This is a genomic window from Botrimarina colliarenosi (assembly GCF_007859955.1).
Classification (GTDB): domain Bacteria; phylum Planctomycetota; class Planctomycetia; order Pirellulales; family Lacipirellulaceae; genus Botrimarina; species Botrimarina colliarenosi.
In genome coordinates this window covers 1,766,601-1,782,864 of record NZ_SJPR01000001.1, presented here as the reverse complement: position 1 = coordinate 1,782,864, position 16,264 = coordinate 1,766,601, and the positions used below count along the sequence as shown (strand labels likewise).

Annotated in this window: 17 protein-coding genes and 1 tRNA gene; 9 read left to right on the top strand and 9 right to left on the bottom strand. The window is 61.2% G+C overall.

All coding sequences use genetic code 11. From position 1 onward, the window contains the following. The first annotated feature begins 110 nt into the window (after positions 1-110). The 3 genes from Pla108_RS07095 to Pla108_RS07085 all read left to right on the top strand — a co-directional run bounded on the left by Pla108_RS07095 (position 111) and on the right by Pla108_RS07085 (position 3,310). A tRNA-Pro gene (locus tag Pla108_RS07095) sits at positions 111-184 on the top strand. Positions 185-382: 198 nt separating this feature from the next. Then, positions 383-1,642: a tyrosine-type recombinase/integrase gene (locus Pla108_RS07090; RefSeq protein WP_146444164.1), complete on the top strand. Its 1,260-nt coding sequence runs from the start codon at positions 383-385 to the stop codon at positions 1,640-1,642. 231 nt (positions 1,643-1,873) lie between these two features. Then, positions 1,874-3,310, top strand: a complete 1,437-nt coding sequence (locus Pla108_RS07085) for a glycosaminoglycan attachment protein (protein WP_146444163.1) — start codon at positions 1,874-1,876, stop codon at positions 3,308-3,310. Between the two features lie 188 nt (positions 3,311-3,498). Here the strand turns inward: Pla108_RS07085 and Pla108_RS07080 are convergent, their stop codons facing one another. Next, positions 3,499-3,999 (bottom strand): lamin tail domain-containing protein, encoded by a 501-nt coding sequence (locus Pla108_RS07080; protein ID WP_146444162.1) that lies wholly within the window; start codon positions 3,997-3,999, stop codon positions 3,499-3,501. Between the two features lie 217 nt (positions 4,000-4,216). Here Pla108_RS07080 and Pla108_RS07075 point away from each other — a divergent pair, with 217 nt between their 5' ends. Genes Pla108_RS07075 through Pla108_RS07065 form a run of 3 tightly spaced genes read left to right on the top strand, consistent with a single transcriptional unit; the run spans position 4,217 to position 6,052 of the window. After that, positions 4,217-4,825 (top strand): RNA polymerase sigma factor, encoded by a 609-nt coding sequence (locus Pla108_RS07075; RefSeq protein ID WP_146444161.1) that lies wholly within the window; start codon positions 4,217-4,219, stop codon positions 4,823-4,825. After that, complete coding sequence (locus tag Pla108_RS07070) at positions 4,822-5,184, top strand: hypothetical protein (RefSeq protein ID WP_146444160.1); 363 nt, start codon at positions 4,822-4,824, stop codon at positions 5,182-5,184. Before Pla108_RS07075 ends, Pla108_RS07070 begins: the two co-directional genes overlap by 4 nt. Beyond that, positions 5,144-6,052, top strand: coding sequence for an ImmA/IrrE family metallo-endopeptidase (locus Pla108_RS07065; RefSeq protein WP_146444159.1), 909 nt, complete (start codon positions 5,144-5,146; stop codon positions 6,050-6,052). The genes Pla108_RS07070 and Pla108_RS07065 overlap by 41 nt, the downstream gene beginning before the upstream one ends. 96 nt (positions 6,053-6,148) lie before the next feature. On the opposite strand, the gene Pla108_RS07060 is transcribed toward Pla108_RS07065, so the two are convergent. Then, a complete protein-coding gene (locus tag Pla108_RS07060) occupies positions 6,149-7,492 on the bottom strand; it encodes a TIR domain-containing protein (RefSeq protein WP_146444158.1) in 1,344 nt (447 codons plus the stop codon). A gap of 249 nt (positions 7,493-7,741) precedes the next feature. Between Pla108_RS07060 and Pla108_RS07055 the strand changes: the two genes are divergently transcribed. The 3 genes from Pla108_RS07055 to Pla108_RS07045 all read left to right on the top strand — a co-directional run bounded on the left by Pla108_RS07055 (position 7,742) and on the right by Pla108_RS07045 (position 9,502). Next, positions 7,742-8,164, top strand: coding sequence for a transposase (locus Pla108_RS07055; protein ID WP_146444157.1), 423 nt, complete (start codon positions 7,742-7,744; stop codon positions 8,162-8,164). Further along, the gene (locus Pla108_RS07050) at positions 8,161-8,571 is read left to right on the top strand and encodes a transposase (protein ID WP_146444156.1); all 411 of its coding nucleotides are present in this window, start codon (positions 8,161-8,163) and stop codon (positions 8,569-8,571) included. Before Pla108_RS07055 ends, Pla108_RS07050 begins: the two co-directional genes overlap by 4 nt. 379 nt (positions 8,572-8,950) lie before the next feature. Further along, a complete protein-coding gene (locus Pla108_RS07045) occupies positions 8,951-9,502 on the top strand; it encodes a HEPN domain-containing protein (protein ID WP_146444155.1) in 552 nt (183 codons plus the stop codon). A 345-nt stretch (positions 9,503-9,847) separates the two neighbouring features. On the opposite strand, the gene Pla108_RS07040 is transcribed toward Pla108_RS07045, so the two are convergent. The 7 genes from Pla108_RS07040 to Pla108_RS07010 form a co-directional block, all read right to left on the bottom strand. Continuing rightward, on the bottom strand, positions 9,848-10,147 hold the full coding sequence (locus Pla108_RS07040) for a helix-turn-helix domain-containing protein (protein WP_146444154.1): 300 nt from the start codon (positions 10,145-10,147) through the stop codon (positions 9,848-9,850). Positions 10,148-10,283: 136 nt separating this feature from the next. Beyond that, positions 10,284-11,033, bottom strand: coding sequence for a hypothetical protein (locus tag Pla108_RS07035; protein WP_146444153.1), 750 nt, complete (start codon positions 11,031-11,033; stop codon positions 10,284-10,286). Continuing rightward, complete coding sequence (locus tag Pla108_RS07030; RefSeq protein ID WP_146444152.1) at positions 11,030-11,458, bottom strand: hypothetical protein; 429 nt, start codon at positions 11,456-11,458, stop codon at positions 11,030-11,032. Before Pla108_RS07030 ends, Pla108_RS07035 begins: the two co-directional genes overlap by 4 nt. After that, complete coding sequence (locus tag Pla108_RS07025) at positions 11,455-11,772, bottom strand: hypothetical protein (protein WP_146444151.1); 318 nt, start codon at positions 11,770-11,772, stop codon at positions 11,455-11,457. The genes Pla108_RS07030 and Pla108_RS07025 overlap by 4 nt, the downstream gene beginning before the upstream one ends. A 3-nt stretch (positions 11,773-11,775) precedes the next feature. After that, the gene (locus Pla108_RS07020) at positions 11,776-13,443 is read right to left on the bottom strand and encodes a type IV secretory system conjugative DNA transfer family protein (protein ID WP_146444150.1); all 1,668 of its coding nucleotides are present in this window, start codon (positions 13,441-13,443) and stop codon (positions 11,776-11,778) included. Positions 13,444-13,494: 51 nt separating this feature from the next. Then, positions 13,495-15,024, bottom strand: coding sequence for a vWA domain-containing protein (locus tag Pla108_RS07015; protein WP_146444149.1), 1,530 nt, complete (start codon positions 15,022-15,024; stop codon positions 13,495-13,497). A gap of 72 nt (positions 15,025-15,096) precedes the next feature. After that, entirely contained in the window at positions 15,097-16,212 is a 1,116-nt protein-coding gene (locus tag Pla108_RS07010) for a hypothetical protein (protein WP_146444148.1), read from the bottom strand. Positions 16,213-16,264 lie beyond the last annotated feature (52 nt).

The following is a 16,264-nucleotide window of genomic DNA, read 5'->3' as shown; positions in this document are numbered from 1 at the left end:
CAGCGGAACGGGGACGGCGAGAAGCCTCCAGCCCTCGCCCGGCCAACGGCGCCCAAGCGGCGCCGCCCAGCCGACCGGCCCCCGCCTCCGCCCTGAATGCCGAGCACGGTCGGGCCGTGGCGCAGCTTGGTAGCGCGTTTGACTGGGGGTCAAAAGGTCGCAGGTTCGAATCCTGTCGGCCCGACTTTCTAAGCGGTTGACCAGCAACGACTTAGGTCGAGATGCTGGCAACCGCCGAAAACCCATACTGTTTTCAATACTGTTTTCCTCTGCCTGCCGGCAGCCTTATGGCCGGCCGCGTGCGTAGAGGGGACTAGGCGGTAAGCGAGCGCCAACTCGCCCCACCCAAGCACAGCCAGTCCCCCTACAAGCGAGGCCCTCCATGCCGCGCAAGCCCACCCTGCGCCGTTCCGGTGACTACTGGTACACCCAGGCCGGTTCCCGCGACGGCGTCTACTTCGGACGCGTCTCTGACGTTCCCTACCAGGTCGCCCGCGCCCGGTTCGGTGAGTACCTCGCCCAGCTCAAGGCGACGCCTCTTCCCACGACCGACCTGCCCGACCGATGCGTCGCCGAGGTTTGCAGCCGCCACCTCGAATGGGTTCTGAAGAACCGCAGCGCCAGTCTCTTCCATCAGCGCAAAAGCCTGCTGAACGGCTTCTGCAACTTCCGGATCGGCGAGCACAACTCAGCGAGACTGCCTGGTGCCGGCTTGCTGGTCGGCGAGCTTCGGGCGGTGAAGATCGTGCGGGCGCACGTCGAGGCGTACCTGGAGCATTGCCGGACGACGCCGTCCAAAAAAACGGGCAAGCCCTTTGGAGACAAAGCGCTGCGGCACATCGTCGTCGCACTCAAGGCGACGTGGAACTGGGCCGCCGATTCTACCGAGGACGGCGGCGGCGAGCTCCTGCCGCCCGACCACCGCCCGCTACGAAAACTGCCGCGCGGATATGTCCAGCCGAAGGACCTCAGTGAGATCGACCTGCCCACGGATACAGAGATCGCCAGCCTCCGTCGGTGGTGTCGGGTCGAGCCCGTCCTGCTACCCGATGACGCAGAAGGGTGGAATGACGAGTTCGCGGATTCGTACGCTTCTCCAGACAGCCTCGTCTTCGCCGACCTAATGCGGGCTTACCATGCGACCGGCGCACGGACGAGCGAGCTGTGCTTAGCGCTCGTGAGTGACTTTATGCCGCGCACCCGCCAGGTCTGCCTCGGCAAGCACAAGCGGGTCCGCACCCAGCACAACTCGACCATGCGGAACATCCAGGTGGACGAGGAGCTGCTGGCGATCCTGACCCGCAACACGCGGGACAAAGTGAGGGACCAACCGCTCTTCTCGCACCCGGACGGGAGGCCGTGGAACCAAAACGAGGTCAACAACCGACTCCGTACGATCCGTGCGTTGGCGACTGAGCACGATGAGCCGGTCCGGGATCACATCACACCTTACTCATTCCGCGACCTCTATATCTCCGAGCTGTTAATGATCGGGGTGGAGCCCTTCAAGGTCGCCAAGATGGCCGGCACCAGCCTAAAGGAAATCGACCGGACCTACGGCCACTTCTTCAATCAAGACTTGGCCGAGGCCCAGTCGCGTCTGTCAGCGTCACGTAGGGACCGCTTTTCCAAGCTCGCATAGGCTCGTAGACAGACGTTCGACACCCAATGGCTCCAAAACCGATATCCGCCTCGGCGTTTACGTCCGGTGTAGATTCGATTTCTGTTAGAATCCTCAGCGGTGGGCCGTACCGATGGGATTTAGCTAATAGGTAGGATGGTGTGCTCGCACCGTTCTTCGCACTGCAGTTGATGAGTGAACCTGTCGGGCCTCGGCTCCGTCCGAACCGAAAAGACCCGGTGCCGGTCATCAATGAAATCGAAAGTCCCGCAGTTCGACAACGAAGGTCACCGATTGCCATCGCTATTTACACCAATCGTCGAGGAGTCGCGCCTTCATCCATCATTCCGGATGCTGATGGAGCAACCCGGGTTTGAGCCACAGCGGTGGATGATGGACGACGTGTTCTCTTCGTACGAGGACCGGGACGGCAACTTTGTCGAGCAGTTCCAAAGCACCGGATTCGATCAGCGCACATACGAACTCTATCTGTACGCTTATCTCTCTCGCAGTGGCTTCTCGGTCGATCGGCGGTACGCTGCTCCGGACTTCAGCGCCTCGAACGAAGAGCTCGATGTAGCGATCGAAGCCACAACCGTCAACAAAGCGACCTCGGGCGTGGTTGGCCGCGAGGGCCGCACCATCAGAGATCTGAACCCCGCAGAACTAGCGGCCTACGTGCACGATGAACTGCCGATTCGCTTCGGGAGCGCACTGTTCAGCAAGCTGAAGAAGAAGTATTGGGAGCTGCCGCATTGTCGCGACAGGGCGATCGTGATTGCGATCGAGCCTTTTCATGACGACGACGCGTTGGGCCTTACCGACAGCGGCTTGTCGGCCTATCTGTTCGGGGCCACTGAGGTGCCATCGCGCACCGAAGACAAACGACTTAAAATCTCATCAAAATCGACAGAGGAGCACCAACTCGCCGAGAAACGAATCCCCTCCTATTTCTTCGGCCAACCCGACACAAAGCACATCAGCGGGGTGCTATTTAGCAACAGCGGCACCGCGGCCAAATTTAAGCGGATGGGGTATCAGCACGGCGTAGGTAATGAACGTCTTGTAATCCAACGCACTGGTTTCGCCTACGCTCCTGAGGACACAGCGCAGGACCCGGCCTTCTTCAGCTACAACCTGGACAACCCTCCGATGGTCGAAACTTGGGGGCAGGGTTTAGTCCTATACCATAACCCCAATTGCCTGCATCCGATCCCACTGGGGGCGATGCCGGATGTCGTTGACTGCTGGATTGAGGATGGCAAGTCGGTTTCGCGGTTCCAGGGCTGGCATCCGTATGCCTCAAAGACTGTCACTCTCCATTTCGGCGAGGTCAAGGAGGAGATTTGGGAACAGCTCCAACTGCTGCCGCGGTCGTTCTCAATCAACCCGATCCCGCACGAAGTCTTTCACGGGATAGCGCGATGCGTGATCCCGATGCCCGAGGTGTACGACGAGCAGGGGTGGTTCATGGACGATACCGGGGCGTTTCTCGGCGTCCTCGTGTTTGACCGCTGCGATCACGACTGGGCATTTGCAGTCCATGTGCGTAATCAAAATCAGCGGTTTACGTTACAAGACTTCAAGACAGGCATCGAAACCCGAGATCAAGCGCGAGGCCTGATGCATGAGGCGATGACGAAACTCCTCCAGTCTCCACAACGGTTGTTTCACAGCAACCAAGAGTAGAGGTTTGAGCAACATCAGCGTCTTGGCAAGCCGCCCAACTTAGGCGGTGACCCGAGTCGCTGAGTTTTTCGGAGCCCAACCTGCTCTGGGAGAGACGTCCCTCAGTGCTCAGGCGTATACGTCCTGTGCAGATCAGCGTAAAAAAAGGCTGGCGGCGGTCGCCGCCGCCCATCCTTGTGTCACAGAAACTAGCGGCGGCTCCCGGCCGTCGCCATCGAGCTCGCCGAGACGACGAACTTGCCGTTCACACGCTGCAGGATGACGCCCTCGGGCGGCTTGGCGTCGTACCAGCACTTGTCGAATTTGTCGGACTCACCGTCCTTCTGCAGCGCCGAGCAATCGCCGCGGTCGTTGTTCCAGATGTAGTTGTCCTTGTAGGTGAACACGTGCTCGTCGGCCCCGACTAGGTCGGCGGGGTTCAGTGCGGTCACCGGGCCACTGCCTGAGTGGACTCGCATGACCTTCCCGGCACCGAGGCTGCCTTTGAAGCCCTGCACCTTTGCCCACGTCCCGTTATCGGTCGCGCCGCTGTAGGCTACGTGGTACAAGGACAGGCCGTCGAGGTCGACCGGGACGGACCCTTCGTTCTTCAGGTCCACCCACTCGGCACCGAGTTGGGACGCCGTGGCCTGGCCACGGCGGTTCCGGTCCTTGCCGGCGGGGTTCGGTTTGATCCGAACACTCTTCATCGTCTTCATCTAGTACCTCTCATTCAAAAAGCCATGCCCGTAGTGGGCGATTTCATGAACGGGAATCGAACGCCGTTCCCGCTTCACCAGACCTTACGACGGCGCCAGCACCGACCTTAACTGCGTAGCCGATTTTTTTTGTGAGCCGCACTAGTTAAGGTGGCTTCGTAATGTTCGAGGAGGGCCGAGGCTGCGAACCCTAGGGGCGGCAAGAGCCATGACAGAAAGCGACGATGAAGACTTAGCCATCCGGATGATGGACGGGGATAAAGACGCCCTGCGTGAGGTGCTGCGCGAGTATTTGGAACCCATCAAGGAGGTGCTGGACGGAAAGTATGGAACGACCGTCCAACAGGCCGACATCGATGGGGCCGTGAACGGGGCAATCATGAAGCTCTGGCAGAAGGCCGGCGAGTTCAACAAGAAGAAGGGCACGCTTGGGAGCTGGCTTTACACGATGGCGGAGAGCGCCGTCATCGATGTATACCGCCGTGAGAAGAAGCTTCGGAAGAGGTGCCCCATCTTGCCCGACGACTATGATGTCGCCGAAGCATGCGAGGAGGAGCCTCCGGAGCTCACCAAGGCGCAGAAGCAATATCTGAAGGATTTAGATCACATCATCGAGACGAAGCTCCCGCCCCTCCAGAAGGCCATCGTCAAAGCTGATTTAGTTGTGGGTGGAACAGCAGACGCCGGGAGCCTAGCCGAATTGCACAGCACATCGAAGAATTCAATTTACGTTTCACGCAACAAAGCACATGAGACCATTCGTAGAGAGATGACGAAGCTCGCCCAGGAATGCGAGAGACTGCGAGGCAAAAAATGAACGACGAACAGTTTTGGAACGAACGTGCCGAAATGCTTCGAAGATTCAAGGGGCTCTGTCCATTGACTCCTGCAGAAGCCGAGGAGGCGTTAAAGAAAGCCAAGCGTCGTCGAGCCTTAGATGAAGAAATCGATCGGATTGTCGATGCAGTGACTCGCGGCGAGCTTCCCGAAACCGATGATCAGCCAGGTGTCGACTGGTCGCCCGAATACGACCACACCGTGATGGACCGGGAAGCCGCACTATGTCGCAATGAAGGAGACGGTGCGAACGATTCAGACGAAGTAGAAAACGAGTTACTAGAGGAGCTTTTCGACGATGACGAACCCGAAGATGACGCCGACAAAATGGAGAATTGAACAGTCGGTTCAAACACGAGCTGGCATGCAGGCCGATGCCATTGTTCGCCGGCTCGGTTTGTCGTACCCGATTGATCCCTTGGTAATAGCGAAGGAGGAACGCCCTCGTCTTCGCGTTGGGGGACGCGACTTCGGCGAACGTTTCGACGGGAAACTGCGTTACAACAGCGAAAAACGCTGCTTCGGACTACTCTACAACACGAAGTATGATGCCGGTTGCCGTCCCGGCACCCATCATCCTCGCACCAGATTCTCAATCGCCCACGAGCTCGGACATTACCATCTTGAGCACCACCATGCGTACCTCGCGCACGGCGGGAAGTCGCATGCATCGATCAATGAGTTTCGCAGCAAGACCCTGATCGAAAAGGAGGCGGACGCCTTCGCGGCGAGCCTGCTCCTTCCGACTGGCCTTGTGAAGCCAATCGTCAACTCCGGCGAACTATCGGTCGCCCGTCTTGAGGGCATCGCCACAGACTTTCAGACGTCTCTCGTCAGCACGGCGATTCGTTCGGTCCAGCTCTCACACTTCCCTTGCGCTCTCGTGGGCATCAGGCAGAGCGCCGTTGCGTGGACATTCCCATCGGAAGCATTGATTGAGGCCGGCATCTATCCGAATAAGGGTGTGCTCCCTCGAAACGCGACTGGGCCTTGGGCGGAATTTCAGACGGGCGTCGCCGATCGGACCCAGAACGAGGGACGGGTTCGAGATTGGTTCAACACGTACGAGCGAGAGGATTTTGGCCAAGTCTTTGTCACCGAGGAATTCGTTCCGGTGAACAGCATGGGCACCCTTCTTGTTCTCATCACGATGGACGAAAGCGACGTCGCTCCCGATGACGAAGAGGGAGATTACGATGACGGTTAATAACGTACAGTCGCTCGACGACAGGGTCTTGGCGTCTCGCCTCGGAGGGCGTTCCGCTACACTACGACATTGGGCTGTCCGCACTATCGAGTTGATCTAAACGGCGGGGAACTGGGACGCCATGTATCGCTTCAGCTGTTTCATAACATCGCTTAGATAAGGCTCAGGCATGTGATCAATGCTCTGGATTACAATATTGCAACGCCGTGCCAGGATTGAAAGCTGGGCTGAGCTGACAGGGGCTTTAATCATCACCTCGTAAACACCGTCACCGTGATCGAATGGGGGCGTGATTAAGCTGCCGAACGAGCGCTGAAGTTCGGTGAGTGCCATCTCCATGTCCCTAACAGACGCCTTGAGTACAACCACCGTCGTCGCGTCATCAATTGGGTCGATGCCTTGGCCTACTCGGAAACTTTGCTGTGCGATGACTTTGGCGTGTGCGATTCGGTCTAGTTCGCGTCGGAGCTGCGTGATAACTGGGTCCAACCGATCCTGATCATAGCGCAGGTAAGCGACTCCAGCCAGATCGGACGGAAGTCGGAAGTCTTCTGTTGCCAGCACAAACGTTCGATCCCTGCCGCGTCGTCCGTGAAACAGTCCAATCTCGTAGATGAGACTGTCGGGAGCAAGCGGATGCTTCTGGCCTTGCATAGACACTGCGTCACCCGAGGTCAGCACCATCACGGCGGCATCACAATCATCCAAGACGCGATCAAGCTCGCCCACAATTGTCTTCCCGGCAGCAAATCCATCCGTCCAAGAAACTGCTTCAATGTTCGCCTTACGCAACTCTTCCTGAAGGCGTTGAGCGACAGTCAGTCCTTCTATGGACGAAGAGATAAATACTCTAACCGGAGTTGAAGCAGGCGTCGGTGGCTCTCTTTCGAGTTTCGGCGGCTCACCTCCGTCATCTGGAAGGTCGAGAATGAGACGCGCTAGATGTGGGCGAACAACGTCTTTGAAATCACCTACATCAGAGTACTCCCACACCAATCCTTTCTCCTGAAGCTCGGATCGGAATGCCATCACCTTCGAAAGCTGCTCGACTTCCTCAGGCTTTGATAGCTTATAGGTGTCCTGCGAAAAGTAGAATAAGATTCTGACACCGCGGTCCTTTTCCCAGCATGAGTAAGCCCGCCGGAATTCCTCTTCAGTTCCAGAATCGGCCTCGCCGGTCGGTGTTCCAAAGCGCTTCCACATGATGCCCACGAAAATGTCGTAGTGGCCAACCTGGAGATTTATCACTTCCTGCGCCCGCCCCATGTCAGGTTGGCAATGCGTCTCCCACCTCACGAGTTCCAGCATGCAGTTCTTGTGCGACGCTACCGTCGAGTTCAATTCGTTAATGACTGTCGTTAGACTCTCTCGCTCCAATGCAACATCGCCGGGTGACGCAACGAACACACGAATTCTCGTTATGGCGTCACCGGTAGGCATGTGGTGGCTATCTTAGGGTAAAATTGGTAATAGTAGCCGTGGCCTATCGTCTGTAGGCCGCAAATGTGCCGCCTGACGCGTAAGCGGAAAGCCGTCGCAAATCGCATTATAGCAAGGGGCTTTTTCGTCGGTATCGCCATTCCAGCGCGATAGGCCGTCCTTTGCCTAGAGGCAGTTTCAGAACTTTCGTTTGCTAGCTAAACCGAGTTGCTGGTTGGTTCGTAGGGTTGCTCAAGGAGGAGCCTTACGATGAGCGATCGATCCCGCGGTGACGCGGGGTCCAGGATGGAGCCCGAATCGAATTCAATGCGTCCGCAGCTCAGCGACGAGCAGTGGGCGATGATTGGCGACCTGTTCAAGCCGCCGAAGGCCAGCCCGCAAGGCGGTCGGCCTCGCGTTGACTCACGGGCCTGCTTGGAGGGTGTGCTGTGGGTTCTCCGCAGCGGAGCCCGCTGGAAGGACTTGCCGAGGTGCTTCCCCTCGTACCCAACCTGCTGGCGTCGCTTCGTCGAGTGGACGACCGACGGCACGCTCGATCGCGTCCACCGTCGCCTGATCCGCCTGCTCGACGAGTCGGGCCAGATCGACTGGGAGGAAGGCTTCGCCGATGGCACGTTCGCCTCGGCTAAAAAAGGGGGGATCGCATCGGGCCGACCCGTCGGGGCAAGGTGACCAAGGTCATGGTCCTTGCCGATGGCAACGGGATCCCGTTGGCGACCGACATCGAAGCGGCCAACCACGCCGAAGTAAACCTCATCGAGTCGCTGCTGGACGAGGCAGTGACCGACCACGTCCCACCGCGGTTGGTGTATGACAAGGCCGCCGACAGCGACCCGCTGCGCGAACGGCTCGCCCAGCGCGGGATCGAACTGGTCTGCCCGCACCGCAAGGGTCGCGTCCGCAAGCCGACGCAGGACGGTAGGAAGCTCCGGCGTTACCGGAAGCGTTGGAAGATCGAACGCACCATCGCCTGGCTGCACGACTTCCGCCGGGTCGTCACCCGCTACGAAGTCTACGCCCATCTCTACCACGGCTTTGTTAAACTCGCTTGTCTGGTGATCTGTCTTCGACGGTTATGAAACTGCCTCTAGCGCTCATGATGATGTTGAGCCAGTGGGCGTGTTAGGCCACGGAAGCCTCGACTTGGGGCCGAAGCGACACCGGGCTACGATGCACCGACGTGGATCACCTCGGCGACTTGGCCGGAAACTGAAGGTCGCGAAGGCGGGGCATCCGCCGTATACTTGCCGACAGGCAAACGGGCGGTACGGACGGACCGCGGATCGCGCCACTGTGCGGCGTGTCCGGCAGTGGGCCTCGGATACCTGCTTAAGGACTGCTGAGCAATCCCGAGGTGAAAGCTGGGTAAAATCGGTAGCACCGTATCCCTCGTCAGGCGTCAGGACTGAAATCCAGATCAATTCCTTGGGCCCGGTGAACCGAGTCGTTACCCAGCACATGTCCTCACAAGCCCGCACAGATTTGACTCGTCGCCTGAAAGACTTCGACGAGATTATGACAGCGCGCGACACTGTTTGCCCCGCGAACGCCGGACGGCCCGCTCAGAAAAAAGGGGCCGCCCTTATCCGTTCAGCTGTAGTCATGCTCGCTGCATCATTCGAGGGATACATTGAAGAGGTATTTGACGCGGCCGTCGATTTGATTCACGCGAATGAAACAGAGGCCGACCGAAAGACCTTGAAGAAAGACACGAGTGGGAGCCTGAACAACGCAAGCGTCTTCAAAGTCAATCGACTGTTCTTCAATCTCGGCCTTCCATGGATCATGCAGCATCGAGATGTTCGGTGGCAGAAATTTACAAATGCCAAGGTTCAAGAAACCCTTGGGAAGCTCGTCACTGCTCGAAATTCGATCGCACACGGCGGCTCAAAAACGGTGTCAAAACTAACCGCCAAGAAATGGAAAGGCTGCGTTGAAAGGCTGGCCGATCGAATTGATGTTATTGTTTCGGATCACGTTCAATCGCAGACTGGCAATCGCCCATGGTGAAAGCTGGGTAACAATCGATTGCACCGGCGCCGTCGTCGGGCGACGGTTCTGAATTCCAAGTCAACTCCTCGGGCCCGGTGAACTGTGTCGCTAGGCGGGGTCGAGCATGCTCCGAATCCGCTGGCAACACTGCCGAGGTCCTTTGGCAGCCGCAAGTTTGGTCGGTCGTGAAACTGCGACGGTTGGGTTACCCATTCGCTCCTGGCCTCTTACCGAGCTGCGGGCGGTGATGAAGACCTCGGTGGTTTTAGGGTTGCTCAAACCTGCGTCGGCCCGACACTTTTCAGCAGATTGGTTTGGCTTGACCTGCAAAGCCCAATACTCACCGCATAGACCAGTACAAAATCAGGTCGCCCTTCGTAGCCGGATATGCGGAAAGCCATCGTCGCCGCGACGGCGAGCCGCTTGCTTTCCCTCATGACGGGCCGGCCTCTGGAAGGTCTTGTACGTGTTGCGGTAGGAAAGCACGTTCTCGGCGGGAAGACGGTACCGTGGCCGGCGGCTGTTCGGAGGCGACGCCAGACGCGCGGGCAGCACCCCCTGCTCGATCAACTTCTTCACGGTCCTCCGGTCGAGGTTTAGCAGTCCGGCCGCCTCGCCCAGGCTCAGTTCCTCTGCGGCAGGGAACCGTCGATCACCGTTCATTGAGTACAATCTCCACTGCTGGCCCCGCGAGGGGCTGGTTGTGCTGGAGCCTGCCCCGACCCGGGTCAACGTGTTGGCGCACGCCGGGTCGGGCGGGCTCTCTCTCGTTTGCGTTTCGGCGGAGTCAATCAGACCCTCAGCCGCCCGCCGAACGCTTGAACCCGTCGCGAGCCTGACCGCGCCGATTGGCCATTGCCTTCTGGATGCTGACAATCTCGTCGCCGATCGCCTTGTTGGCCTTCACGCGTTTGGCGAGGTTGGGCGCCATGCCGGGAGGGTTCAGCCCGGGCGCCGGCTTGGCTTTATCGAGCCGCTTCTTGAGTTCTTCGAGGCGCTGAGCACTCGCCAAGGGCTTCTTCTGCGTCGGCGTAATTGAGGGTGATTTGTTGGCGCTCACGCGTCGGAACTCGTCAGGTCCGGGGACTTTCATCGGATCGGTCTCCTTCTTGCGGGGAATCGGTTCGAAGTGGAGGTCGTGACGCGCCGCGACCGTTTGGTCGATCTGTTCCAACAAACGCTGCTGGCTCTCAATGAAGGGCCGGCGCCGGGCGTCGAGGTCGGCGATCTGTTCGTCGATCTTCTGCTCTCTCGCTTTGAGGCTCGCCCGACGGTGATCGAGCTTTTCGAGCCATTCGCTCTGGCTCTGGTAAAGGCGATCGTCCTTCTTCGTCGCAGGCTGCTTAGAGAGCCACTCTTGCCGATTACGTTTCGCTTCGGTCGCCTTGTGACGGTCCATCGCTGTCTCCTTCTGCTGGCCCTCGATCTTCGCGCGAGCCCCGCGGAGGATGGCGTCCTCCCGGTTCAAGTCGAGCACCACGTCCTGCACATTGGCGAGGTCTTCGCGGAGCGAGCGTTCCTTATCTTTGAGTTCGTCGTGCGGGTTCATCCGGCGGTTCGCCTCGGTTGGAGTTCAGTCGTGACCAGGCCGAGCCGGCCTCCGGTCGTTTCCACAAGCAGCGCCTCGCGGACGCCTTGGTAGCGGAGCTTGAAGCCCGAGAGGCTTTTTCCCGCCTCACGCAAGCGGTCTTCGACCAAGCCGATCAGGTCGTCTTCCGGGCAAGGCCCGTTCTGCTCGATCAGACTCTGCACCGCCTGGGCCACATCAGCCTTCGTCGCACATGGTTTGTGAGAACGGCCTCGCGCCTTCGTCACAGAGACTTGGCCGGCTCGCAGCGCCGTGAGGCTCGCGGTGATCCGTTCTCGATCCGCCAGCAGACCGCTGCGACGCGTGTCGATTTCGGTGAGTGAACCCTCGATCTGCGACAGCTCGGCTGCCAACTCTTCGTCGATCCGTTTCAAGCGTTCGTTCATGAGGGGGTCTCCGTCAGCTCTCCGAGCAGGCCCCAGAGCGGCCGTTGCGGCTTGATGAATACGACCAACGAACACTCTCGATCGCACGCGCAGATCGTGTGGACGCCGGTCGGCCCGATGTAGGTCCCCGACGAGATCACCGGCGACGACCGCGGTCCGCGGTACGTGTACTCCCAGCGGAGGTGCGGGACACCGACCGCGTGCCCGAGCGCCACTAGGGCCATCAGCACGACAGCGACGTTTCGCAGTTGCCGACGCCGCCAACGCCAAGTGCCAGACGGGTCGAGGGGCGTTTGTCCCATCGTCCAGGCCATGATTCAGTTCTCCTTGCGAAAGTAGGGGTTAGCGCCCGCCAGGCGACGCAGCCGGCGATCCTTCAGGTAGCTCACTTTGTCGAGGACCAGCGCCGGCTCGTCGCCGCAGATCAGCAGCGCCTTGTCCTTGCCGAGCGTGCGGATCGCCTCGGGGCGGAGCACCGGCTGCGTCTGGAACGAGCCGTTGTAAGAGACCTTTGGGGGGCCGCCGCCGGGAGCGAAGTCAACCGACTGCGACGCGGTCGCCTGCGTCGTCGAGCCGATCATCTCCGAGAGCATTTTGCAGTCGCTTGGCTCGCGGGTGTTCATCGCCAGGACCGCCTCACACATGCCGAGCATCTCCCGAGCCAGTTCGTGGCCGTAGATCCGCTGCGCCTGCGAGAACTGCTGCCAGCCCAAGACATACTGCTGACCAAACTTGCGGTACTCGGCCATCGCGTGGGGCAACGTTGGCAGGTAGCGGAGCCCGGCGCACTCGTCCAAATAGAAGGTGATGCGACGCCGGGTCCGCACCCGGGCCAATGACTCGATCGCGCTGCCGAGCATCAGGTTCTTGTGCCCCGCGTGCGTCAGGGCGCGGTCGGCGCTGTTGCACAGGAAGGCCGCCGTCGGTTCTTGCTTCATCATCACCCAATCCCAGTTGGCGTTGCTGACGCTTTTGCCGTACGAGCTGAACCCGTCGTAGAGTTCCAGGGCCCGCGCCACCGTGCTCATCACGCCCGACCACTCCTCGGGGGAATCGACCAGGATGCTCTGCAGCTTGGCGGCGCCTTCGGCGATCGCCCCCTCGTAGGCGTCGTTGTTGAGCATCGCGGCGATGACGGCGGTCTGGTCGCCCGCCATGCGGCGCTGCAGCGCCGGCAGTGTGACGACCCCCTCGACCGACAGCTCGTCGAGGGCGTGCGTCTTGATCGCGATCCGGCTGGTGTCCTCGAAGTGGCCCGTGTTGCCGCTCCGTTTTTCAGGGGGCTGGCCGGGGAAGACGAGCATCGCCAGCATGCGGGCGTCATCGACGACCGTGTCGCTCGCCGGGTCCATGATGGTCGCCGGGTTGACCCGTACCGCGTCGAACTCGATCCCCAATTCGCGCTTGAGCCGTTCGGGCTCGCCGCAGATAACGACGACGCGGCGGCCCAACTCGCGTTGCCGCTTGTTGAGTAAACAAAAACTCTCCAGGGCCGGGTCGTTCCAGAACTGGCTAAACGGATCCCCCTGCGGGTCGTCGCCGACACGAGCGGTGAGGCCGGTGACGCCGAACGGCCCCGTCCCCTTCCCTGAGCCGGGGGGGCCGGTAATCCAGACGTGATTGGAACCGGCGTAGCTGAGGCGTTGGCCCTTGAGCGATCCGAGTTGTAGGCCTCGGCTCGTCGTCAGCGCTGCGCGCCTGGCGTCGGCCAAATCGCCCAGCTTGGCGGCGCCCTGCTTGTCGGAGTAGCTGGCCAGAGCGGCCTGGGCTTCTTGGCGGTCGGAGCATTCGTCGAGGGCGTTGAGCCACTGGACGCCAAACTTCAGACCGAGGCCGACGCAGACCAGCATTCCAAAGATCGCCAGATCATCGCCGTTCATCGCGGGACGCCACAGCTTCCACGCGCCGAGTAGCCAGATCGACAGCATGAAGAACGAGGGCAGCGGGAGCGGCCGATTGGCCGCAGCAGGTTGAGAGGGGTTCATGGGAATGATTCCTTCTGAGGTGGGCGAGGTACTTGCTTGGTGGGGCAAAACTCACAGGGCCAAGTAGGCGCCGCCGGTCAGGTCGGCGATCTCTTTGAGGAACTGGCAACCCTCCAGGTCGAGCGTCCCACCGCCGCGGCCCGACAGGTTGCCGGCGCCGATCGTGTTGATGACGATCCCTTCGGCCCCCAACTCACGCACCAGGTCGAGCACCTCTCGCTGCGTGTCGGCGCCAGTGCCGATGCTCGGCAGGCCGTCCGACCAGAGGATCACGCTGGTGACCCCGTCCAGCCGGCGTACTTCTTGAAGGGCGGCGAGGGTCGAGGTACCGCCGCGGACCTCCCAACGGGCGACCGCCCGGCTCGCCGCCTGACGGCTTTGGGGCGTGGCCGTCGCCCAGACGGGACGCCAGAACAGCGACGGGTGACGGCACAGCCGCACTACGCTCCCTACGGTCCCCTCGCCCCCAAAACCGATCACGGCGAACCGCTCGCACGCGATGCCGCTTAGCTTCTCGTTCATGTCGCGGAGGACCGCCGCATTGACGTCGCTGCAATCCTCGCCATCGATGCTCTCGATCATGGAGCGGGAGAGGTCCCGCAAGAACACGACATGGCGTAGGTCTCCCCGCAGCGCGTCGAGCGCCGAGGGGGGCGTGTCACACCAGTCGATCGGAAGCGCCGTCGCCGGAGCGGGCGCCGCGGGGACTTGAACATCGATGGAGGGCTCTTCGATGACCGGCGCCGTCACGGGCGGTTGGATGGCCGGCGCCGGGATGACGACCGGCTCGACGGTCTCCGCTACCGAGACCACCGACCGCATCCCGGCCGCATCCTCCAACTTGCCGAGCGGTTCACCGAACTGCGAACCGGCGTAGTTGAAAGCCAGGTCGGCGTTCGGGGTGACGCAGTCGAGCGATCCGCCCAACGCCAGCAGGTAGCGCCGGTGCCAACGGGTGATCGCTTCCTGATGGAACAGGTCGTCTCCAAACCCAGCGGTCGGCGTCATCCAGGCGACGCTCGTGTTCTTGGGCAGCTTCTGGGTGACGCGCCACGGCGAGTAATCGACGAAGACCGAGCCGTCGCAGGGAACCTTGCCACCGGTCATCGACCACGTCGGGTAGTCGTCGTTGCGATAGACCGGGTCGGCGACGACGACGATTTTGAGGGGCAACTCGGTGCGACGCAGCGAGCGCACCGTGGTGGCGATTTTCTGGGGCTCGGCCTGCGTCGACCCCCCCGCCCCTTTCTTCTCGAAGAAGGCCGCGAGGGCGCGGACTTGCGGTCGGATGGCCGGCTTGCGGAGCCGGACCGTTTTTGAGCCGGCCGGGACCGCGAGGGTGGCGATCGGTGTGTGGGCGGGGGTCGCGACGATGGTGACGTACTCGCCCGGAACGGCGGTTTCAGTGAGCAACCGGGTAACGGCGCGGTAGGCCGCCTGGCGCGGCGCCGGGTCGAGTTCGTCGGCGATAAAGTAGAAGCGTTCAACCGTGGGCGCCGCGAGCGCTGGGGCGCAGCAGCCGCTGAGGGCGGCGACGAGCGTCGCCCAGAACAGGCGCCTGGTAAGCGTGAAGACGTTCATCCGTAGGTTTCCTTAACGAGGGGTTGATGAATGAGAGGAATTGGTGAATGAAAGGAGCCCGAGGGAGGGCGATCAGTTCTTGAAGGCGCTCAGTTCCAAGTCGGCCTGCCGCTTCGCCGCGACGAGGCGACGCTGCTCGGCGTCACGCTGCTGCTGCGTAGATCGCTCGATCTGACGGAGGCGGACTTGGCTCTGCGCCCAATCGACCCAGGCGGCCCGGTCGCACTGCAGTTGTTTGAGCGTCGATTCGGCGTCGATTTGGCGCGATTCGTGCTCCGCGACGCGCTTCATCGCTTGCTTGACCTTGGCGTCGAGGCGGATGTAGGTCGGATCGGTCTCGCAGACCTTCTGCCGACAGGCGTCGATCTTCTCTTGGAGCCAGCTCTCGACCGCCAGCAGCGAAACGGCGGCGCCGCCCATCGAAAGACATGTGAGCAGGGCGTAAGGGACGAGCGGTTCGGGCGGCGCCATGCCGTCGGTCTCGCGGTGGGCGTCGCCGAGCGAGAGGCTGAAGAGGAACAGCCCCATGACGGCGATCACCAGGCCGACCGCAAACACGCCCAGCCGGAACCGGCGTCGCGGGCGGCCCCGCAAGAGCATCAGGAAGTTGCGGAGCTGCACGTACCCCGAGACAACCACCGGGAAAGTTAGCAGCCCCGCCCGCCACCAGCTCTCGTCAATGAAGGTCCAGCCGCTGATGAGCGCCAGGCTGGTCGCCCCGAGAAACTCGCCCAGCAACAGCACGGCGACCGCCACGGCGAGCACGATCGCCTTCTTGGCGTCGAACTTGAGGCGGCCGTCGGGGGTGCGGAACTTGGGCTCCCCGACGACGCGGCGGCGTTCCAGACGGGCGCGGCGTTTCGCGGCGGTCACGACGGCCACGTCGTGCAGGTGCTCCTGCTTCTGGCGTTCGTTGTCGGCGCGCTGCGACTCGGCGTCCGCCAGCCGCTCACGATGGTCGGGGTTGGAGTCCCACTGCAGGCCGACGTGATGGCCGATCCGCGTCACGCCGTCGGGGTCGGCGGCGTAAGCGTCGAACACCTCGCTTCCCAATACGAACGGCGTCGAGAAGTTTCGTCCGCCCGTCGCTGGATCCGTGTCGTTGGGGGAACCCTTGCCGAAGGCCCGATTGTTAGTTTCGCCGTTCGGGTGGCGGCGGCCGTTCGCGTTGTAGTCCTCGATTGACATTGCGCCTCCTGGCTTGTGGGGACATCCCCGTCAGGGCTAGGGGCGAGCGGCG

Coding starts and splice junctions, on each gene's coding strand:
- Pla108_RS07090 (WP_146444164.1), top strand. CDS start 383: ATGCCGCGCAAGCCCACCCTGCGCCGTTCCGGTGACTACTGGTACACC.
- Pla108_RS07085 (WP_146444163.1), top strand. CDS start 1,874: ATGAAATCGAAAGTCCCGCAGTTCGACAACGAAGGTCACCGATTGCCA.
- Pla108_RS07080 (WP_146444162.1), bottom strand. CDS start 3,999: ATGAAGAGTGTTCGGATCAAACCGAACCCCGCCGGCAAGGACCGGAAC.
- Pla108_RS07075 (WP_146444161.1), top strand. CDS start 4,217: ATGACAGAAAGCGACGATGAAGACTTAGCCATCCGGATGATGGACGGG.
- Pla108_RS07070 (WP_146444160.1), top strand. CDS start 4,822: ATGAACGACGAACAGTTTTGGAACGAACGTGCCGAAATGCTTCGAAGA.
- Pla108_RS07065 (WP_146444159.1), top strand. CDS start 5,144: ATGACGAACCCGAAGATGACGCCGACAAAATGGAGAATTGAACAGTCG.
- Pla108_RS07060 (WP_146444158.1), bottom strand. CDS start 7,492: ATGCCTACCGGTGACGCCATAACGAGAATTCGTGTGTTCGTTGCGTCA.
- Pla108_RS07055 (WP_146444157.1), top strand. CDS start 7,742: ATGAGCGATCGATCCCGCGGTGACGCGGGGTCCAGGATGGAGCCCGAA.
- Pla108_RS07045 (WP_146444155.1), top strand. CDS start 8,951: ATGTCCTCACAAGCCCGCACAGATTTGACTCGTCGCCTGAAAGACTTC.
- Pla108_RS07040 (WP_146444154.1), bottom strand. CDS start 10,147: ATGAACGGTGATCGACGGTTCCCTGCCGCAGAGGAACTGAGCCTGGGC.
- Pla108_RS07035 (WP_146444153.1), bottom strand. CDS start 11,033: ATGAACCCGCACGACGAACTCAAAGATAAGGAACGCTCGCTCCGCGAA.
- Pla108_RS07030 (WP_146444152.1), bottom strand. CDS start 11,458: ATGAACGAACGCTTGAAACGGATCGACGAAGAGTTGGCAGCCGAGCTG.
- Pla108_RS07025 (WP_146444151.1), bottom strand. CDS start 11,772: ATGGCCTGGACGATGGGACAAACGCCCCTCGACCCGTCTGGCACTTGG.
- Pla108_RS07020 (WP_146444150.1), bottom strand. CDS start 13,443: ATGAACCCCTCTCAACCTGCTGCGGCCAATCGGCCGCTCCCGCTGCCC.
- Pla108_RS07015 (WP_146444149.1), bottom strand. CDS start 15,024: ATGAACGTCTTCACGCTTACCAGGCGCCTGTTCTGGGCGACGCTCGTC.
- Pla108_RS07010 (WP_146444148.1), bottom strand. CDS start 16,212: ATGTCAATCGAGGACTACAACGCGAACGGCCGCCGCCACCCGAACGGC.